Here is an 18,757-nt window from a genome sequence, read left to right as displayed (position 1 = left end):
CACGGCAAAGTGCGAACACGGACCTTATCGAACGATCTGATCGAGCGTTTCGCACACATCGTCGGCGACGCACATGCCTTGACGCGCGCTGACGATCAAGCCGGGTATCTCACTGAATGGCGAGACCGCTACACGGGCAAGACGCCGGTCGTGCTGCGGCCCGGCTCAACGGATGAAGTCTCGCGCATCCTGGCGCTCGCCAATGCGGAAGACGTTGCAATCGTTCCGCAGGGTGGCAATACGGGGCTTGTCGGCGGGCAGATCCCTTCGCTCGCCGGCAACGAAGTCGTGCTGTCGCTCGGCCGTCTCAAGGCTGTTCGTGACGTCGACGCGGCTGGTGGAACGATGATTGTCGAAGCGGGCGTGACGCTGCATGCCGCTCAGCAGGCGGCCATTGCAGCGGCCCGCATATTTCCGTTGAGCCTGGCGTCAGAAGGCAGCGCGCAAGTCGGCGGCGTGCTGGCGACGAACGCAGGCGGCACCGCCGTTCTGGCCTATGGGAATGCCCGCAGCCTGACGCTCGGACTCGAGGCCGTATTTGCCGATGGCCGTGTTTGGAATGGCTTGCGGCGTCTCAAGAAGGACAACACAGGCTACGATCTCAGAGATCTGCTGATCGGCTCGGAAGGCACGCTCGGCGTTATCACGGCCGCCTGCGTAAAGCTTTTCCCGACACCGGCGGAACGCGAGACCGCAATCGTCGCGCTGCAATCGCCGAAGCATGCACTGAGGCTGTTTCGCATGGCCGAAGCGGAGGCGGGCGGAGCGTTGACCGCATTCGAATTCTGGGCGCATCGCGCACAGGAGTTCGCGCTGAGCTACGTTCCGGGTCTTCGCGACCCGTTCACGGATGCTTATCCGTGGTACGCGCTTATCGAACTTTCGCACTGCGGGTCGGGCGCGCGCATCCCGAACACCATCGAGCCTTTCCTGGCGAGCGCGCATGCGAAGGGTCTCATCTCCGATGCCACCATTGCGCGGTCGCTCCGGCAGGCGGAGAACTTCTGGCAATTGCGCGACGCCTTTTCGGAAGCTCAGAAGGGTGCGGGCGGCAGCATCAAGCACGACATCTCGGTGCCTGTCGCGCGAATCCCTGAGTTTCTCGAGCGCGCGGCGGCAGTCGTCGAAGGCGTGTGTCCGGGCGCGCGGCCGGTGCCGTTCGGACATTTCGGTGACGGCAACCTGCATTATAACGTCAGTCAGCCCGAGCGGATGGATCGCACGCAGTATCTGGCCCTCTGGGATACGATGGCCAACGCCATCTTCGATCTCGTTGCGCAACTCGACGGGTCGATCTCGGCCGAGCACGGCATCGGGCAAATGAAGCGCGATGCGCTCGTGCGGTATAAGTCCGCCGTCGAGATCGACGTGATGCGCGCGATCAAGCTGGCACTCGATCCCAAGGGGATCCTCAACCCCGGCAAGTTGCTTTAGTTCGCGTCGGCGTTAACTTTTGATTAACCAACGCGGCCGACGGTTAGAAGCGACGCTCGACGGCGACGTGGGGGCAAATTTTGGCGCAATCGCTCGACGAAGTTTTGGCCGGAGATGCCGAGCTGCCGCTCAGCGGCGAACTGAAGGGTGTCGTCGAGGCGTGGCTCGATCACCTGGTCGTAGAGCGCGGACAAAGCGCGGCGACGCGCGAGGCCTACGAGCGCGATGCGCGGCAGTTCCTCGCGTTCCTCAAGAAGCACCTCGGTCATCCGCCTTGCCTTGGTGATCTCGAAAGGCTGGATGCGAAGACCATCCGCGTTTTTCTCGCCGGGCGGCGAAAGGCCGGCGTGACGTCGCGGTCTCTGGCGCGGACGCTATCGGCTCTGCGCACATTGTTCAGATGGCTCGAACGTGAGGAAACGTTAAAAAATCGCGCGATCCTGCAGGTCGCTGCGCCGAAGATCCCGCATTCGATTCCGAAACCGTTGACCGTTCAAGGCGCGGCCTCGCTCATCGAGCGGAGCGGAGGTGATAGCGAAGAATGGATCACGGCGCGCGACACCGCCGTCATGATGCTGCTCTACGGGTCGGGATTGCGCATCAGCGAAGCGTTGAGCCTGACGCCGCGCACGGCTCCGATCGACGGGCGCGATATCATGCACGTGACGGGCAAAGGCGGGAAAGAGCGCCTCGTCCCAGCGCTCGCCGTCGTTTCCGACGCGATCTCGAAATATATGCGGCTCTGCCCATATCCTCTGGAACCTGAGATGCCGCTTTTTCGTGGGGCGCGCGGCGGCCCGTTGTCACCAAGGCTGATCCAGCTCGCGATGGAAAAGTTGCGTCTCGAACTGCAACTGCCGGATACGGCAACGCCGCATGCGCTTCGCCATTCGTTTGCAACACACCTACTCTCGGCGGGTGCGGATTTACGCCAAATTCAGGAGCTTTTGGGCCATGCCTCGCTCTCGACGACGCAAGTCTATACAGAAGTCGACCGGGCACGTTTACTGACAGTTTATGACCAGGCTCATCCGAGAGCGGCGCGCCGGTAAGGCCCCTGACGCTTGTTCAAGAGTATTTCCATGCCGTCCTTCAACCAAACGCTCCAACACATCCGCCGCGCGATTTGCGCGCTGATTTTTATCGCCGGCGGATTCGTCGGTGGTCCGGCCCTGGCCGATGACGCCCATTGTCAGGGTACGGATATGCTGGCCGAGATGCAGGCCAAAAAGCCCGACATTTACGCGAAGGTGATGGCCGAGAGCAAAGCGCTCTCCAACACCGAAGCGATGCTGTGGAAGGTCGAAAAGCCGGGGGCGGGAACTTCTTACTTATTCGGAACGATGCATCTCAGCGATCCTCGCATCGCCGAACTTCCGCCTGCTGCAATCGATGCCATTGCGCATGCGAGGTCGGTGGCGCTCGAAGTCGCCGATCTATCGCCCGAGGCCATGGCGGCTGCGATGGCGAACGCGGCAAAGCTCATCGTCTATACGGACGGGCAATCGCTGAAGAGCATGCTCTCGGACGACGACTATAAAAAGGTTGAGCGGATTGTCGTCAAATCCGGGATGCCGGGCGAGTTCGCGGCGCTGATGAAGCCATGGCTCGTCAGCATGCTGCTTGCGACGTCCGACTGCGAACGCAAGCAAGTCGCTTCCGGCAAAGCCGTGCTCGATCTGCGCGTCGCGGCCGAAGCGCAAAAACACGGCATAACCATTACGGGCCTCGAGACGATCGAAAGTCAGCTCGGGGCGCTGGCGTCCATTCCCGACGATCAGCAGCTCGCGATCTTGAAAGTCGAGCTCGATTACGTCGACCGCGCCGATGACATGATGGAAACGATGGTGCAGATGTATGCGAAGCGCCAGATCGGGGCAGCGATGCCATTTCAGCTGGTGCTTGCCGCCGAGAGCGGAGCACCCCCGTCAACGTTCGATGGATTCAAGAAGGCGCTATTAGTCGATCGAAACGGCAAAATGCGTGATGCCGCCTTGCCGCTTCTCGAGAAGGGGAATGCCTTCGTCGCAATCGGCGCGCTGCATCTGCCGGGGCCAGGAGGCCTCGTCGCCTTGCTTCGCGAGTCCGGCTACACGGTGACGCCGGTCGAGTAGCGCGTCAGAAGTGGATAGCGCGTTTGGCGACGGCGAGGGCCGCTTCCTTGACGGCTTCTGAGAATGTCGGATGCGCGTGGCAGGTGCGCGCCAGATCTTCCGCCGAGCCGCTGAATTCCATCAGAACGCAAGCTTCCGCTATCAGCTCGCCGGCATTGGCGCCGATGATGTGCACGCCGAGGACGCGATCTGTCTTTGCATCAGCGAGGATTTTGACGAAGCCGTCGGTCATGCGGATGGCTTTGGCGCGGCCGTTCGCGGTGAACGGAAACTTGCCGATGTTGTAGGCAATCCCGGCGGCCTTCAATTCTTCTTCCGTCTTGCCGACGCTCGCGACCTCGGGGCTGGTGTAGATGACGTTCGGGATCACGTCGTAATTCACGTGGCCGGCCTGACCGGCGATGATCTCTGCGACGGCGATGCCTTCGTCTTCCGCCTTGTGGGCGAGCATCGGACCGGCGATGACGTCGCCGATGGCGAAGACGCCCGTTACGTTCGTTTGATAATGCCCATCGACGAGTACGCGCTTCTTCGGGTCGAGCGCGATGCCAGCTTCGGCGAGGCCCAGTCCTTCGGTGAAGGGCACGCGACCAACGGCAACGAGAACCGCGTCGGCTTCGATGGATTCGGCAGCGCCGCCTTCGGCCGGTTCGACTTTGGCGATCACACCCGCGTCCGACGTTTCGACGGCTGAAACCTTGCTCGAAAGACGGAAGGCGATCCCCTGCTTTTCGAGGATGCGCTGGAATGAGCGGCCAATTTCTGCATCCATGCCGGGCAGGATACGGTTCAAATATTCGACGACAAAAACTTCAGAGCCGAGCCGCCGCCATACCGATCCGAGTTCGAGCCCGATGACGCCGGCGCCGACGACGAGCAGCTTTTTCGGAACCGTCGTGAAATCGAGTGCACCCGTCGATGAGACGACGCGCTTTTCATCAATCTCGATGCCGGGAAGGCGTGTCACATCGGAGCCGGTGGCGATGACGATCCATTTCGTCTCAAGCGTCTGCGTCTCACCGCTTGGGGACGTTACGGCGACCTGGCCCGATTTTACGATGCGGCCGGTGCCGAAGACGCTGTCGATCTTGTTCTTCTTCAGCAGATAGGCGACGCCATCGACGTTACCTTTGACGCCTTCACGTTTGAAGGCCTGCATCTTGTCGAGGTCGAGCTTCGGATCAGTAGCGATGCCCATGGCTGCGAAGCCGTGCTTCGCCTCGTCAAAGGAATGTGAGGAATGAAGCAGCGCCTTCGACGGAATGCAGCCGACGTTCAAACAGGTGCCGCCGAAGGTCGAACGCTTTTCGACGACGGCGACCTTCATGCCGAGCTGCGCGGCGCGGATTGCGCAGACGTAGCCTCCAGGGCCTGTGCCGATGACGATGAGATCGTAGGACATAAATTGGGTCTCGTCGGGTTGGAACCTTTACCGCTAATCTATTTATCGAGAACGCGACGCAGTTCGAATTGGGGCATTGAAACCATGAACATCTGCCATCGCAGCTTCCAATCGCCCAGGGTCGAACAATAGGCGGTCAACGCGGGGCGGTCAGCAAATCTTGGCGTGGCTTTCTCGATATCCAGGTGATCGACCAGCGTATGGATGGCGCTGTCATCGAAACCCGCCTTCAGAAGATCCTCTTTGACGGCGGCGATGTCGCGTTCCCAACTAATTTTGAGGAATTTTATCGTATCAGCGTCATCGTCGAGAGCGGCGCAGGCGATCATTGCGCCGCGTTCCACGAGCGAACGGGAAAGCACCGCGTCGATGGGATTTTTTGCGGCGAGTGGTTCGGCGAACCCCGAGGTTTGAAGGGCCGTCATGCCCCAGAGTGCGATGACGACCTTCACGGCTGCGCTTCGACGCATCATTTCGCCTTTGGACTACAATTCCAGGATGAAGCGCTGCGGATCCTCGAGGCATTCCTTGACGCGAACGAGGAAGGTGACGGCCTCTTTGCCATCGACGATGCGGTGATCGTAGGAGAGCGCCAGGTACATCATCGGGCGGATGACGACCTGACCGGCGCGGACGACGGGACGTTCCTCGATGCGATGCATGCCGAGAATGCCCGATTGCGGGGCGTTCAAAATCGGCGTGGACATAAGCGATCCATAAACACCACCGTTCGAGATCGTGAAGGTGCCGCCTTGCATGTCTTCGATCGACAGTTTGCCATCGCGCGCGCGGCGGCCGAACTCGTTGATGCGCTGCTCGATCTCGGCGAGGCTCAGGCGATCGGCGTCGCGCACGACGGGAACGACGAGGCCCTTCTCGGTGCCGACGGCAACGCCAATGTGATAGTAGTTCTTGTAGATCAGATCATCGCCGTCGATCTCGGCGTTGACCGCCGGCACGTCGCGCAATGCCTGAATGCAGGCTTTGACGAACAGTCCCATGAAGCCGAGCTTCACGCCGTGGCGCTTCTCGAAGATGTCTTTGTACTGCGCGCGCAGCGCCATTACGGCGCTCATGTCGACGTCGTTGAACGTCGTCAGCATCGCCGCCGTGTTTTGTGCATCCTTGAGACGGCGCGCAATCGTCTGGCGCAGCCTCGTCATCTTGACGCGTTCTTCGCGAGTTGCGTCAATACTGGTCGAGGGAAGGCGCGTTTCCTGCGGGGGTACAGCCTTCAGTGATGGCGCCGTTGGAATGGCGACGACGTTCGTCGCGGGCGCGGCACTCGCAATCTCGTGCACCGGCGGCGCTACGGCAGGCCGCGGCGCAGAGGCCACGACGTTGACGACGTCTTCCTTCAGGATTTGGCCGCGCCTTCCTGAGCCTTGAATTTCTGACGCTTCGAGACCCGCTTCGGTCATTGCCTTCTGGGCTGCCGGAGGCGGTGGCGGCGGTGCACTTGCAGCGGCTGGCGCACGTTCGGGGGTGGGCGAGGGGGACGGCGTTTTCGCTTCGGCTTTCGCCGGCTTATCCGCCTTACCGCCGCCATCCCGCAAGGCTGCGAGCAATGATCCGACGGCGACGGTCGAGCCGGATTGAACAAGGATTTCGCCGAGGACGCCCGCCGACGGCGCGGGAACTTCGACCGTCACTTTATCGGTCTCAAGCTCGACAAGGAGCTCGTCCGCATTGACGGCATCGCCCGCCTTCTTAAACCATTTGCCCACGGTCGCTTCCGTTACGCTTTCTCCGAGCGCGGGGACGCGAATCTCGATCGACATCTGAGCCTCTCAACCTTCCTATGTTCCGAGCGCGTCGGCGACGAGCGCGGTCTGCTCCTTGATATGCTGCGATAGCAAGCCTGTTGCCGTCGATGCGGAGGCGGGGCGTCCCGCATACCGCGGACGGCGATGAATATAACCGAGGTGGTTCAGAACCCACTCGATATTCGCATCCATGAAGTACCAGGCGCCCATATTTTTGGGCTCTTCCTGGCACCAGACGATCTCGGCGAACTTGAAGCGGCCGAGCTCTTGAATGAAAGCACGGGCGGCAAACGGATAGAGCTGTTCGACGCGAAGGATATAGACATCGTCGCGGCCTTGCGCATCGCGCGCATCGAGAAGGTCGTAGTAGACCTTGCCGGTGCAGATGACGACGCGCTTGATCTCGTTGTCGGGCCTGAGCTTGATCGTGGACGTTCCGCGCTCGGCGTCATCCCAGAGCAGGCGATGGAAACTGGCGTTCGGGCCAAAATCCTCGAGTTTTGAAACGACGCGCTTGTGGCGAAGCAGCGACTTCGGCGTCATCAGGATCAAGGGCTTGCGGAAGTTGCGATGCAATTGCCGGCGCAGAATATGAAAATAGTTCGCGGGCGTCGTGCAGTTCGCGACCTGCCAATTGTCTTCGGCCGACAGCTGGAGATAGCGCTCGAGGCGCGCTGAGGAATGTTCGGGTCCCTGGCCTTCGTAGCCATGCGGTAGCAGGCAGACCAATCCCGACATGCGGAGCCATTTGCGCTCGCCGGATGACAGGAACTGATCGAAAATGACCTGCGCACCGTTCGCGAAGTCGCCGAATTGCGCTTCCCAAAGCGTCAGTGCGTTGGGCTCGGCGAGGGAATAGCCGTATTCGAAGCCGAGGACCGCTTCTTCCGACAGCATCGAGTTGACGATCTCGAAGCGGGCCTGGTTGGGCGACAGATGCTTCAGCGGTGCAAACCGGCGTTCGCTTTCCTGGTCGATGAAGACGGCGTGGCGCTGCGAGAAAGTTCCGCGCTCGCAATCCTGGCCGGAGAGCCGGACGCGGAAACCTTCCATCAGAAGGGACGCGAATGCGAGGTGTTCGGCCATGGCCCAGTCGATGCCCTGGCCCGTGTCGATCATTTCGCGGCGGCGCTCGATCAGCTTGCCGACCGTCTTGTGGATGTGGAAGTCGTTCGGGATCGTGGTGATGCGATGCCCAATATCTTTCAGGGTATCGATCGGGATGCCCGTGTTGCCGCGCCAATCATCGCTGTCGGGGCGCGTGATGCCGGACCAGCGTCCGTCAAGCCAGTCGGCCTTGTTGGGCTTGTAGCCGTCGGAAAAACTGAATTCCTTGTCGAGGTTGGCGCGCACCGTCGCCTTCATTTCGGAGAACTCGGCGGGCGTCATCACGCCGTCCTCCAGGAGTTCCTTCGAATAGATGTCGACGACCGTCGGATGCGATTTGATGCGCTTGTACATCGCCGGCTGCGTGAACATCGGCTCGTCCGTCTCGTTGTGACCGTGACGGCGGTAGCAGAACATGTCGATCACGACGGGCTTCTGGAAGCGCTGACGGAACTCGGTCGCAATCTTGGCGACGTGGACGACGGCTTCGGGGCTGTCGCCGTTGACGTGGAAGATCGGCGCTTCGATCATCAGGGCGACGTCGGAGCAATAGGGCGATGACCGCGAGTGATGCGGCGCGGTCGTAAAGCCGATCTGATTGTTGATGATGAAATGAATGGAGCCGCCGGTGCGATGGCCGCGCAGGCCCGAGAGGCCGAAGCATTCGGCGACGACGCCCTGGCCCGCGAATGCCGCATCGCCGTGAATCAGCAGCGGCATGACGGGCGTGCGGTCGCCGCTGGCACAGCCGGCTTGATCCTGCTTTGCGCGCACCTTTCCGAGCACGACCGGATCGACAATTTCGAGATGCGAGGGGTTGGCGGTCAGCGACAGGTGAACGGTGTTGCCGTCGAACATGCGATCGGACGACGCGCCGAGGTGATACTTCACGTCGCCCGAGCCTTCGACATCGTCGGGCTTGAACGAGCCGCCTTTGAATTCTTTGAAGATGGCTCGCAGCGGCTTCGACATCACGTTGGCGAGAACATTTAGACGGCCACGGTGGGCCATGCCCATCGCGATTTCACGGACACCCAAATGTCCGCCGCGCTTGATGATCTGTTCGAGTGCGGGGATGATCGATTCCGCACCGTCGAGGCCAAAGCGCTTGGTGCCCGTGTATTTGAGATCGCAAAACTTCTCGAAGGTCTCGGTCTCGATCAGTTTCCGCAAGATGGCTTTCTGCCCTTCGGGTGTGAACCGAATGTCCTTCTCGGCGCCTTCGATGCGCTCCTGGATCCAGCCTTTTTGGGTCGGATCGGTGATGTGAGTGAACTGCACACCGATTTTCCGGCAATAGGTCCGGCGCAGGATCGTAACGATCTGGCGCATGGTTGCCGTTTCCAGGCCCATGACGCGATCGATGAAGATCGGACGGTCGAGATCGGCTTCGGTAAATCCGTAGGTCTCCGGCATCAGCTCGCGATGGACGCGGCGGTCCGCGAGGCCGAGCGGATCGAGATCGGCAGCCAAGTGGCCGATGACGCGATAGGCGCGGATCAACATCAGCGCGCGGATGGAATCCTGCGTGGCGCGAAGGGAAGCCGCGGGCGTCAGCTCGAAACCGGCGACCTGCGCGCGCCGTTCGATCTTCTCGCGAATGGTGCGTTCGCCTTCGCCGTAATCACCGGTCAAAGCGCCGACGAGATCGCGGTCCGTGCCGTTTTCGTTCAAGAGCGCCGAGAGCGGCGGAGCCCAAGCCGGGCCTCCGGAATATGCCGGGGCGGAAGACGGCGCTTCTTTTATGCTTTCAAAAAATCGTCGCCATTCGTCGCTGACGGCGCCCGGATTGCGTTCGTATTCGGCCTGCATATCCTCGATGTAGGGCGCGTTGGCGGCGCTCAAAAACGAGGTGCGAAGGAACGCTTCGTTCTGGCCATTTCGTGCCATCAAATTCGTCCTTTTCATACTCCGGAAGCATCGCCGTGATGCTGCCGGTTACGCGGACATGACCGGTAGAAGTGCCGCCGGCCGTTCGGCTATTCCAGTCTCGCGAGGCTAGGCTCGCAAGACCTCAACGAGAGTTCGTCCAAGCGCGGCGGGGCTCGGCGCAATGGCGATGCCCGCGGCTTTCATCGCAGCAAGCTTGTCTTCCGCCTTGCCTTTGCCGCCGGAAATGATCGCGCCTGCATGGCCCATACGCCGCCCGGGAGGCGCCGTTACACCCGCGATGAAACCGGCCATCGGCTTTTTGCGTCCCTTCTTCGCCTCGTGCACCAGGAACTCCGCGGCGTCTTCCTCAGCGGAGCCGCCGATTTCGCCGATCATGATGATCGACTTGGTTTCATCGTCGGAGAGGAACATGTCGAGGACATCGATGAATTCGGTGCCCTTCACGGGATCGCCGCCGATGCCGACGGCGGTCGTCTGCCCGAGTCCCACGTCGGTTGTCTGTTTCACGGCCTCATATGTGAGCGTTCCGGAGCGCGATACAATGCCGACGGAGCCCTTCTGAAAGATGTTGCCCGGCATGATGCCGATTTTGCATTGGCCGGGCGTCAGGAGACCGGGGCAGTTCGGGCCGACGAGGCGCGATTTCGAGCCTTCGAGCGCTCTCTTGACGCGGACCATGTCCATCACCGGAATGCCTTCGGTGATGCAGACGATCAGCGGCAATTCGGCGTCGATGGCTTCGAGGATGGCATCGGCCGCGAAGGGCGGCGGAACGTAGATCGAAGTTGCCGTGGCGCCCGTCTTGGCGACAGCTTCGCCAACGCTATCGAAAAGCGGGACATCGGCCAGCTCGGTATCAGGATGCTTGCCGCCACCTTTGCCGGGCGTGACGCCGCCGACGATCTTGGTGCCGTAGGCGCGGGCCTGCTTCGTATGGAAGGTGCCTTGGCTACCCGTAATTCCCTGGCAAATGACTTTCGTGTGCTGCCCGACAAGAATAGACATTCCAACCCCGCGTGATGGCGCGTCTCAGCGCCTACATGTTGCGCATTTTTTGCAGTGCAGCAAGTAGAACCAGTTGACTAACTCGTAAGGTTTCGACGTTTCAAGGGCGCGACACCGTCAAGCCGCGCTCTTCAGCTGATCCGTGATCTTCTTGGCAGCGTCGGCGAGATCATCGGCCGGAATGATCTTCAGACCGGATTCATTCAGGATTTTCTTTCCGAGATCGACGTTCGTGCCCTCAAGCCGGACAACGAGCGGAACTTTGATATCCATCTCGCGCGCGGCGGCGACGACGCCCTCGGCGATGATATCACAGCGCATGATGCCCCCGAAAATGTTGACCAAGATCCCCTTAACCGACAAGTCTGCCAGAATGATCTTGAACGCCGCCTGAACCTTTTCCTTCGAAGCACCACCGCCGACATCGAGGAAGTTCGCGGGTTCGGCACCGTAGAGCTTGATGATGTCCATCGTCGCCATGGCGAGACCGGCGCCGTTGACGAGGCAGCCGATATTGCCGTCGAGCTTGACGAAGGCGAGATCGTATTTCGAGGCTTCGATTTCGGTCGGGTCTTCTTCGCCGAGGTCACGCAGCGCGACGATCTCCGGGTGGCGATAAAGAGCATTTGAATCGAAGTCCATCTTGCCGTCGAGGCAGATGAGCTTGCCATCCTTGGTGACGACCAGAGGGTTGATCTCGAGCAGGCTCATGTCCTTCTCGACGACCATTCGATAAAGGTTTTCGACAAGGTTTCCACAGGCTTTCAACTGGTCGCCCTTAAGGCCCAGAGCGAAGCCGACCTTGCGGCCGTGGAACGGCTGATAGCCGGTTGCCGGATCGATGGTGAGGGTGTGGATTTTCTCTGGCGTGTCGTGCGCGACATCCTCGATGTTCATACCGCCGGCCTCGCTGACGATGAAGGCGACGCGCGAGGTTTCACGGTCGACAAGCGCCGACAGATAAAGCTCGCGCTCAATCGCCGAACCGTCTTCAACATAGAGCCTGTTAACGATGCGGCCAGCCGGGCCGGTCTGCACGGTCACGAGCGTCTTGCCGAGCATTTCCTTGGCGAACGTCTCGACCTCTTCCAAAGATTTGGCGAGGCGAACGCCGCCTTTGTCTCCGGCCGAGGGTTCCTTGAACTTGCCTTTGCCGCGGCCACCAGCGTGGATCTGGGCCTTCACGACCCATACCGGTCCGGGAAGTTTTCGCGCGGCGGCGACTGCCTCTTCGACTGAAAATGCGGGAAATCCGTTTGGCGTCGGGACCCCGTACTGACGGTACAGTTCTTTAGCCTGATATTCGTGAATGTTCATATTACTGACCCCGCTGAACAATTCTTCGTCATCGTGCGCACCGCCGTTTTTTGCCCAAATTCCCAATCGTAAGGTCGCCGCTCAGCGATTTTGCCGCCGGGGTGCGCCGAGACCGCCTCTTGAGTCGATAACGGGAGCACCGTAAATCCTGTTTCCATACTCGCTTAGTCAATAACGGGGGACGCCCATGACCTTTGCATGCATCAACATCGACGGACTGAAGGCGGCACGGACTGGCCGCGACCCATTCAACTTTCTTGTCGGCGAAAATTTCATTCAGCCGCCAGTCGTCGGACCCTTGAAAGCGGATTTTCCCGATCTCAAAGAGCCGGGCTTTCTCACTGAGACCGACATCGGAGCGGGCATACACGGCGCATTCGAGAAGCTGCTCGCCGATCTCAAGAGCCCCGAGGTTTCCAAGATCGTGTCGGAAAAACTCGACATCGATCTCGTCGGCAAGCCGAAGATGATCACCATTCGCAAGCTCTCGGCCGCGAAGGACGGACGCATCCACACCGACGGCGAAGCGAAGATCGCGACGATGCTCACCTATCTTAATGACAAGTGGGACGGCACCGGCGCCGGCTGCCTCCGCGTTCTGCGCAACGATCATGACTTCGAGGACTACGTCGAGCAGATCAGCCCGCTGACCGGCACGGTCTTCGCCTTCCGTCGCTCCGACTCTTCCTGGCACGGACACACGCCGTTTGTCGGCGAGCGCCGCGTTGTCCAGATGACTTGGCTCAGAAGCGAAGCCGACGTCGCCCGCAAAGAGAAGCGCGGCGCCCTTTCGCACAATCTCAAGAAAATATTCAAGTTCGGCTGAGGCCGAAACCCTTAAACGATCTTCTTGAGAGTGGCGTTCCGGCACGGTGCGCCACTCTTTCAGTTTGCGAGGGTCGGTTTGATCTTCTTGCAAGCCTCGATAAGACCTTGCACCGACGCGACCGATTTCTCGAACATCGCCTTTTCCGCTTCGTCGAGCGACAGCTCCACGACCTTTTCAATTCCGCTCGCACCGATAACTGCGGGCACGCCCACATAAGTATTCTTGAGGCCGTACTCACCGTTCAAGTGCGCGGCGCAGGGCAGCAGGCGTTTCTTGTCCTTTAGATAGCTCTCAGCCATGGCGATGGCGGACGCTGCTGGCGCGTAGAAGGCCGAGCCCGTGCCGAGAAGGGCGACGATTTCGCCGCCACCGCCACGCGTGCGCTTGATCATGGCGTCCAGGCTCTCCTGACTAAAGAAGCCGAGCTTCACACAATCGGGAAGCGGCACGCCGCCGATCGTCGAATAGCGCACCATCGGGACCATATCGTCACCATGGCCGCCGAGGGTCAGAGCACGAACATCCTCGATTGAAACGCCGGCCGCTTCGGCGAGGAAGTGGGAGAAGCGGGCGCTATCGAGGACGCCTGCCATACCGACGACCTTCTTCGCGGGAAGCCCGGAAAACTTTTGAAGGGCCCAAACCATCGCATCGAGCGGGTTCGTAATGCAGATGACGAAAGCATTCGGCGCATGCGTTTTTATGGCTGCGCCGACCTGCTCCATGACATTCAAGTTGATGCCGAGGAGGTCGTCGCGGCTCATGCCGGGTTTGCGCGGAACGCCGGCGGTGACGATGCAGACGTCGGCTCCCGCAATCGCAGCGTAGCCTTCGGGGCCGGTGCCCGAAATTTTGGCATTATATCCTTCGACGGCCGCGGTCTGCGACAGATCCAGAGCTTTGCCCTTCGCGACACCTTCTATGATGTCGGTCATGACGATATCGCCGAGTTCCTTGAGGCCTGCCAAAAGGGCGAGCGTGCCACCAATCTGTCCCGATCCGATCAGTGCAATTTTGGTGCGCGCCATGGCTGCTCCCCCGGAGATCACTAGAATGACGGCCGCGATCGCGAACCGCGATGATGCTGCTGCCTAATCAATTTCGGCGCCCCCCTCAAGCGCAAGACATAACTTTCTTCGCAAAGTCTCGTCGTGTGCCGTGTTTTGGTGCGATCGGAACGACCAGGACACGGGCCTGCCATTTGCGGCGTCAGTGGCGGGTGCGGCCGCCCGAATGGCCCGCCAAATAGGCTTCTGAGCGCATTTCGGTCAGGCGGGACGCGGTTCGCTGAAAGAGATCGGATCCATCGCCCTTCGGATACAGCGCGCCCGGCTCGGCGGCGGCAGAGGCGATGAGACAGATACGGGCATCGTAGAGCGCGTCCACGAGATTGATGAAGCGGCGGGCAACGTCCCGCCGATCCGGCGTCAGGATCGGAATGCCGTCAATAATGACGGTATGAAAGGCATGGCCGATGTGGATGTAGTCGTTCGCGCCGAGCGGCAGATCGCACAGGTCTGCGAAGGCGAAGCGGGCGACGCCCATAGAAGTCATCGGCACGCGCACCTTCCGGCCCTTGACGTCCAGCGTCTGCGATTTTCCGGGATGGTTGCCGGTCAGGCGCTTCCAATGGGCGTCGAGCGAGGCCTTCGCCGCGCCATCGATAGGGTAGAAGTAAAGCTGCGCGCCGGACAACTTGTCGAGGCGAAAATCTTTCTTCGCGCCGAGCTCGATCACTTCAACTGCATTTTCGAGCGCCGATATGAAGGGCAGGAATAGCTGGCGATTGAGCCCATTCCTGTAGAGATCGGACGGCCGGGCGTTGGAGGTTGCGACAACGACGGTTCCGGCTGCGAAGAGCGCCTCGAACAGGCGGCCGAGGATCATGGCGTCGGCAATGTCCGTCACATGCATCTCATCGAAGCATAGAAGGCGCGCTTCCTTCGCTATGCTTTCCGCGACGTGCGGAATTGGATCGCCATCGACCGTTTTCCGGGCTTCACCGATACGGTCGTGCACGTCAGCCATGAATTCATGAAAATGGGCGCGGCGCTTCGGCTCGAAGGCTGTTGCCTCGAAAAAGAGATCCATCAGCATCGTCTTGCCGCGGCCAACGGAGCCCCAAATATAGAGCCCTCTCGGCGCCGCCGGTGCCTTACGCAAGACTTTCGCAAACATTCCGGTCTTCGGGCGGTAAGCCGCTAGCGCCGTCTCGAGTTCGTCGAGGCGCAGAGCCAACGCTCTCTGCGCGGCGTCGGGCTCGATCTCTCCTTCGGCGAGCCGCCGATTGTATCCGTCGATGATCGTCGCCATCCGGCCCCCATGCGTCACCCACTCTCGGTAGTCGGGCGGATGCACGAGATGCAACAGAGATCGCCGCGGCGAATTGGGATGGGCCGATTGCCGCTCCGCGGCCCGGCGGGCAATGGCTACGGTGCGCTTGCGGCCAGGAAGCACCGGAATCTCGGCGATCCGTCGCCCGAAAATGCAATGCTGCTTTGCAGCATTTCCTCTCGCCTTGCAGCAATTAGTCCCCAATTCTGAGGAAGTTACAAGCGCTTAGCGCGCGGCGGCGCGGCGCAAGACGAGGAGCGGGAAGAATGTTGAGAGAGGCCCATGGTTCAAGCGAAGAGCAACTTGGCTTCGTACGGCGACTGCTGACGAGCGAGAGCTACTTGCTGTCCGAACATCTGCATCGCCTCGACCCGGAAGCGCGGCATCGCCGTTTCGGTCACGATGTTTCAGACGATTTCATCACGCGGTACGCGTCGCATGCCGGCGATTTCGGCAACGTGACGTTTGGATATTTCGTCGAAGGCGAATTGCGCGCTGTCGCGGAATTGCGTCCCGACAATCTCATGCATGGCTCGGCAGCCGAGGTGGCATTCTCCGTCGAGAAGCCGTTCGTCAATCGCGGTATTGCCACCCAGCTGATGGGCCGCGTCATTCGTACCGCGCGCAATCGCGGGCTCCGGCATCTCATTCTCGTCTGCATGCCCGATAACGCCAAGATGCAAGCTATTGCTCGTCATTATGGTGCTGAACTCAAGATCGAGGACGGTTCCGTCATCGCCGACATCGTTCCAAAAGATCCGGATTATCAGTCGTGGGTCGGCGAATTATTGGATGAGCGGATGACGTACCTGCACTCCGCACTCGATTTGCAAAAGCGCGTTCGGGGATCAGCGGAATTGTAATTGCCAATTCGGCTCGGCGGCGAATCGCGTCATTCGAATCCATTCAATTGCGATGCAAACGAGACGATTGCGGTGCCGTAATTCGGGTCTTCGAGTCGGCTGAAAGGCCAATAGGCGTCGAAAAATAAGAAAAATTGAGTCATTCTCGCAACAGTTTGCGTTAATAAACTCCTTTTTGTCCGCAATTTCAAACTTCTCCGTCTACAAACCTCTCGAATTTGCTCATGTTTGCGAAGTTCGAGCTGATTCGAACAATAGAGGGAGACTAAAACTATGGCTAAGGCAGCTAAAGCAGCTAAGACCGTCGCAAAGCGCAAGAAACCCGTCGCCAAGAAGGCAGTCGCTAAGAAGACTGTCAAGAAGGCAGTCAAGAAGACGGCAAAGAAGAAAGCCGCCTAATTTCATTTCGCGTCCTGAAGCCCTGGACTGGGCATTCAGGCTTCGGACGCCGAATGCATATGGCGAATGGGCGCGCTCCTTGCGCGCCTTTCTATCCAAATGGCCGGGCGACCGCGATAAGCGTCACCGGCCATATTTTTATCCGTGATGAAACTCGGAACTCGACATATCGGCCGTCCCGTATTCGTGGAGACCGAACGCTGTTACCGGCTTTCAATCAGCTTCGTGAAAATGAGCAGGCCGATTTCTCGACCTGCCCATATTCCAATTAGCCTACACGGAACACGGCACCAGCGACCGACCTCGCCCGTTCGCGCACGGCGTTTCCGTCGTTGCCGGATTTCACGATCCACTGGCCGTTGGCCGCGCGACCCGTGATCATGCCGACGTGATGCGGCCAGACGACAACGGCGCCGATCTGCGGTCCGCTCGCACGTCCATAGTGCCGCCAGTTGGCAGCGAGATTGTATTCCGGACCGCCGCCCAACTGCGTGCGCATCCACCAACCGCACCATGCACGCGGACGGCCGCCGACGTTGCCGGCCGACGCATATTTGCGGCCGCTATAGGACCGGCGCTGTGCATAGTGGCGTCCGCCGCTACCGCTGTTGGCATAGTGACGGCGTGCCCCCGAACGGTACGCGTAGCCAGATCCAGTCTTGCGGTTTGAGTACTGACGGTGGACGGAGCGGCTACGCGATGCGTAGCGGGCCGAGTACTGCCGCTTGCTAGCGGAATGCTTATAGGAGCGCTCGTAACGGTCACCCTTGTGACCCTGATAGGTGCGCGCCTCTGCCGATGTCATTCCGGCCAACCAGGCCAAGCACATCGCCACTGCGATTAAACTCAATCGCATACTAACTCTCCTTCACTTGTCTTCACAAACGGGGCGCACGAAGCGTCGTAATTGGGCGAAAACAAGGGAGGATTCGACGCGCGGCATATCGTCTTATTTCGGCACAACTGCCGCGCGTGAGGAATTTGCGTTTATTTATTAAAAAGTTAAGGCAAATAAACCACTCGCCGAAAAGGTTAGCGCGCTACTTTTGGGCGAGTGAATTGTGAACTTTGCGTATGGAACACCGCGATATGTGATCAATTTCACACGTCATTATTGAGGTCTCCTGTGTCGTTTGGTGCGGCAACGCTCCGCATACAGAGGCCTTATTGGCGCTGAATTGGACAGGGGAACGCGATGGAACACCGAAGACTGGGCGCATCCGGATTAACTGTTCCGCTCTTGAGTTTCGGAGCCGCGACCTTCGGCGGTTCAGGCGAATTTTTCAGTGCCTGGGGCTCGACCGACGTCAAAGAAGCCCGGCGCATGGTCGATCTCTGCCTCGATGCGGGTGTCACGCTTTTCGATACGGCCGACGTCTACTCGAACGGAAATTCCGAGACGGTGCTCGGCGAAGCGCTAAAGGGACGCCGCGATAAAGCTCTCATTTCGACGAAAGCGACGTTCCGCTTTGGCGATGGGCCGAACGACGTCGGATCATCGCGCTTCCATCTTCTGAAAACCGTGGAGCAAGCGCTGAAACGTCTGCAGACGGATCACATTGATATCTTCCAGCTGCACGGCTTTGATGCACTGACGCCGCCGGAAGAGGTGCTCTCGACGCTCGATCAACTCGTTCGCGAAGGGAAGATTCGCTACACTGGCGTCTCGAACTTTTCGGGCTGGCACTTGATGAAGTCGCTCGCGGTTGCAGATCGTTACGGCTACCCGCGCTACGTCGCGAACCAAACCTATTATTCGCTCGTTGGCCGCGACTACGAGTGGGAACTCATGCCGCTTGGGCTCGATCAGGGAATCGGCGCGCTGGTTTGGAGTCCGCTCGGGTGGGGACGCCTCACCGGCAAATTGAGACGTGGACAGCCTTTGCCGGAAACAAGCCGCCTTCACAAGACGTCCGAACAGGGGCCGCCCGTTCCGAACGAACGCGTGTTCAAAGTCGTCGATGCCCTCGATGATATAGCGAAAGAAACGGGAAAGAGCGTGCCGCAGATCGCGCTCAACTGGCTCTTCCATCGCCCGACGGTTTCGAGCGTCATCATCGGCGCGCGGAACGAGCAGCAATTGAAGGACAATCTCGGTTCGATCGGCTGGAGCCTGACGCCCGAGCAAATCAAAAAGCTCGATGCCGCGAGCGAGACGGCGAAAGCTTATCCCTATTGGCACCAGAGGGGCTTCACCGAACGCAATCCATTGCCTGTTTAGGAGAGCACAAGAGGCTTTGAACGCTCGGGAATTTCGTTATGTCGAGATTTGTCACGAGGCTGTCATGTGGCTC

16 protein-coding genes are annotated in these 18,757 nt (G+C 59.9%); 7 read left to right on the top strand and 9 right to left on the bottom strand.

Annotation, left to right across the window (positions count from 1 at the left end; genetic code table 11):
* Nucleotides 1-9: 9 nt before the first annotated feature.
* The 3 genes from AB4Z24_RS12280 (at nt 10) to AB4Z24_RS12270 (ending at nt 3,548) form a co-directional block, all read left to right on the top strand.
* Entirely contained in the window at nt 10-1,434 is a 1,425-nt protein-coding gene (locus AB4Z24_RS12280; RefSeq protein WP_441708465.1) for an FAD-binding oxidoreductase, read from the top strand.
* Nucleotides 1,435-1,511: 77 nt separating this feature from the next.
* Nucleotides 1,512-2,486 (top strand): tyrosine recombinase XerC, encoded by a 975-nt coding sequence (locus AB4Z24_RS12275; protein ID WP_441708805.1) that lies wholly within the window; start codon nt 1,512-1,514, stop codon nt 2,484-2,486.
* A gap of 30 nt (nt 2,487-2,516) precedes the next feature.
* A complete protein-coding gene (locus AB4Z24_RS12270; protein WP_441708463.1) occupies nt 2,517-3,548 on the top strand; it encodes a TraB/GumN family protein in 1,032 nt (343 codons plus the stop codon).
* A gap of 4 nt (nt 3,549-3,552) precedes the next feature.
* On the opposite strand, the gene lpdA is transcribed toward AB4Z24_RS12270, so the two are convergent.
* The 6 genes from lpdA to sucC form a co-directional block, all read right to left on the bottom strand.
* Nucleotides 3,553-4,950, bottom strand: coding sequence for a dihydrolipoyl dehydrogenase (lpdA, locus tag AB4Z24_RS12265; RefSeq protein ID WP_441708461.1), 1,398 nt, complete (start codon nt 4,948-4,950; stop codon nt 3,553-3,555).
* A gap of 38 nt (nt 4,951-4,988) precedes the next feature.
* The gene (locus AB4Z24_RS12260; protein ID WP_441708460.1) at nt 4,989-5,420 is read right to left on the bottom strand and encodes a hypothetical protein; all 432 of its coding nucleotides are present in this window, start codon (nt 5,418-5,420) and stop codon (nt 4,989-4,991) included.
* Nucleotides 5,421-5,435: 15 nt separating this feature from the next.
* Nucleotides 5,436-6,731 (bottom strand): 2-oxoglutarate dehydrogenase complex dihydrolipoyllysine-residue succinyltransferase, encoded by a 1,296-nt coding sequence (gene odhB / locus AB4Z24_RS12255; RefSeq protein WP_441708458.1) that lies wholly within the window; start codon nt 6,729-6,731, stop codon nt 5,436-5,438.
* Nucleotides 6,732-6,749: 18 nt separating this feature from the next.
* On the bottom strand, nt 6,750-9,713 hold the full coding sequence (locus AB4Z24_RS12250) for a 2-oxoglutarate dehydrogenase E1 component (RefSeq protein ID WP_441708456.1): 2,964 nt from the start codon (nt 9,711-9,713) through the stop codon (nt 6,750-6,752).
* A 108-nt stretch (nt 9,714-9,821) separates the two neighbouring features.
* Complete coding sequence (sucD, locus tag AB4Z24_RS12245) at nt 9,822-10,721, bottom strand: succinate--CoA ligase subunit alpha (protein ID WP_441708455.1); 900 nt, start codon at nt 10,719-10,721, stop codon at nt 9,822-9,824.
* A 117-nt stretch (nt 10,722-10,838) separates the two neighbouring features.
* A complete protein-coding gene (gene sucC / locus AB4Z24_RS12240; RefSeq protein ID WP_441708453.1) occupies nt 10,839-12,038 on the bottom strand; it encodes an ADP-forming succinate--CoA ligase subunit beta in 1,200 nt (399 codons plus the stop codon).
* Nucleotides 12,039-12,225: 187 nt separating this feature from the next.
* Here sucC and AB4Z24_RS12235 point away from each other — a divergent pair, with 187 nt between their 5' ends.
* Nucleotides 12,226-12,864 (top strand): 2OG-Fe(II) oxygenase, encoded by a 639-nt coding sequence (locus tag AB4Z24_RS12235; RefSeq protein WP_441708451.1) that lies wholly within the window; start codon nt 12,226-12,228, stop codon nt 12,862-12,864.
* A 59-nt stretch (nt 12,865-12,923) separates the two neighbouring features.
* Here AB4Z24_RS12235 and mdh read toward each other — a convergent pair whose 3' ends face one another.
* Nucleotides 12,924-13,895, bottom strand: a complete 972-nt coding sequence (gene mdh, locus AB4Z24_RS12230) for a malate dehydrogenase (protein ID WP_441708449.1) — start codon at nt 13,893-13,895, stop codon at nt 12,924-12,926.
* 181 nt (nt 13,896-14,076) lie between these two features.
* Complete coding sequence (gene zapE / locus AB4Z24_RS12225; protein ID WP_441708447.1) at nt 14,077-15,324, bottom strand: cell division protein ZapE; 1,248 nt, start codon at nt 15,322-15,324, stop codon at nt 14,077-14,079.
* A gap of 143 nt (nt 15,325-15,467) precedes the next feature.
* On the opposite strand from zapE, the gene AB4Z24_RS12220 reads away from it, so the two are divergent.
* Entirely contained in the window at nt 15,468-16,064 is a 597-nt protein-coding gene (locus tag AB4Z24_RS12220) for a GNAT family N-acetyltransferase (RefSeq protein WP_441708445.1), read from the top strand.
* Nucleotides 16,065-16,337: 273 nt separating this feature from the next.
* The gene (locus AB4Z24_RS12215) at nt 16,338-16,463 is read left to right on the top strand and encodes a hypothetical protein (protein WP_290994174.1); all 126 of its coding nucleotides are present in this window, start codon (nt 16,338-16,340) and stop codon (nt 16,461-16,463) included.
* A gap of 268 nt (nt 16,464-16,731) precedes the next feature.
* Here the strand turns inward: AB4Z24_RS12215 and AB4Z24_RS12210 are convergent, their stop codons facing one another.
* A complete protein-coding gene (locus AB4Z24_RS12210; RefSeq protein ID WP_441708443.1) occupies nt 16,732-17,319 on the bottom strand; it encodes a hypothetical protein in 588 nt (195 codons plus the stop codon).
* 339 nt (nt 17,320-17,658) lie between these two features.
* Between AB4Z24_RS12210 and AB4Z24_RS12205 the strand changes: the two genes are divergently transcribed.
* Nucleotides 17,659-18,684, top strand: a complete 1,026-nt coding sequence (locus AB4Z24_RS12205; RefSeq protein ID WP_441708441.1) for an aldo/keto reductase — start codon at nt 17,659-17,661, stop codon at nt 18,682-18,684.
* Nucleotides 18,685-18,757 lie beyond the last annotated feature (73 nt).

The sequence above is a fragment of the Hyphomicrobium sp. 2TAF46 genome, from assembly GCF_052114865.1.
Taxonomy (GTDB): Bacteria; Pseudomonadota; Alphaproteobacteria; order Rhizobiales; family Hyphomicrobiaceae; genus Hyphomicrobium_B.
The sequence above is the reverse complement of the archived record's forward strand: the minus strand, read 5'-3'. Positions and strand labels throughout refer to the sequence as shown.

What these genes read in the sequence shown, in the direction of transcription:
- sucC (WP_441708453.1), bottom strand. Translation starts at nt 12,038, where the DNA reads ATGAACATTCACGAATATCAGGCTAAAGAACTGTACCGTCAGTACGGG.
- AB4Z24_RS12210 (WP_441708443.1), bottom strand. Translation starts at nt 17,319, where the DNA reads ATGCGATTGAGTTTAATCGCAGTGGCGATGTGCTTGGCCTGGTTGGCC.
- AB4Z24_RS12220 (WP_441708445.1), top strand. Translation starts at nt 15,468, where the DNA reads ATGTTGAGAGAGGCCCATGGTTCAAGCGAAGAGCAACTTGGCTTCGTA.
- AB4Z24_RS12215 (WP_290994174.1), top strand. Translation starts at nt 16,338, where the DNA reads ATGGCTAAGGCAGCTAAAGCAGCTAAGACCGTCGCAAAGCGCAAGAAA.
- lpdA (WP_441708461.1), bottom strand. Translation starts at nt 4,950, where the DNA reads ATGTCCTACGATCTCATCGTCATCGGCACAGGCCCTGGAGGCTACGTC.
- AB4Z24_RS12260 (WP_441708460.1), bottom strand. Translation starts at nt 5,420, where the DNA reads ATGCGTCGAAGCGCAGCCGTGAAGGTCGTCATCGCACTCTGGGGCATG.
- AB4Z24_RS12270 (WP_441708463.1), top strand. Translation starts at nt 2,517, where the DNA reads ATGCCGTCCTTCAACCAAACGCTCCAACACATCCGCCGCGCGATTTGC.
- AB4Z24_RS12250 (WP_441708456.1), bottom strand. Translation starts at nt 9,713, where the DNA reads ATGGCACGAAATGGCCAGAACGAAGCGTTCCTTCGCACCTCGTTTTTG.
- sucD (WP_441708455.1), bottom strand. Translation starts at nt 10,721, where the DNA reads ATGTCTATTCTTGTCGGGCAGCACACGAAAGTCATTTGCCAGGGAATT.
- odhB (WP_441708458.1), bottom strand. Translation starts at nt 6,731, where the DNA reads ATGTCGATCGAGATTCGCGTCCCCGCGCTCGGAGAAAGCGTAACGGAA.
- AB4Z24_RS12235 (WP_441708451.1), top strand. Translation starts at nt 12,226, where the DNA reads ATGACCTTTGCATGCATCAACATCGACGGACTGAAGGCGGCACGGACT.
- mdh (WP_441708449.1), bottom strand. Translation starts at nt 13,895, where the DNA reads ATGGCGCGCACCAAAATTGCACTGATCGGATCGGGACAGATTGGTGGC.
- AB4Z24_RS12205 (WP_441708441.1), top strand. Translation starts at nt 17,659, where the DNA reads ATGGAACACCGAAGACTGGGCGCATCCGGATTAACTGTTCCGCTCTTG.